This window comes from Rhodanobacter spathiphylli B39 (assembly GCF_000264295.1).
Lineage (GTDB): Bacteria > Pseudomonadota > Gammaproteobacteria > Xanthomonadales > Rhodanobacteraceae > Rhodanobacter > Rhodanobacter spathiphylli.
In genome coordinates, this window is the sequence record NZ_AJXT01000134.1 from 1 (window position 1) to 202 (window position 202).

1 protein-coding gene is annotated in these 202 nt (G+C 41.6%); it reads right to left on the reverse strand.

From position 1 onward, the window contains the following. A partial coding sequence (locus UU7_RS17900) for an ATP-binding protein (RefSeq protein WP_162098664.1) occupies positions 1-202 on the reverse strand: 202 nt, incomplete at both ends.

Consider the following 202-nt stretch of genomic DNA (forward strand, 5'->3'; position numbering starts at 1 on the left):
ATAATAATTAAGTCACATTCCTGCATATAAGAAAAGATCGCTTCTGCTTTTGGATTTGTGGCTTTCTTTTCTGCCACTGCGATAAAATTATCAAAAGGCGCATAATAGGTTTTATGTCCATTGCTGATTGCAGTTTCTCCAAGCTGCGCTGCAAGACCGGTCTTACCCGTCCCGCCTTTTCCCAGCAGGATTAAGTTTTGCT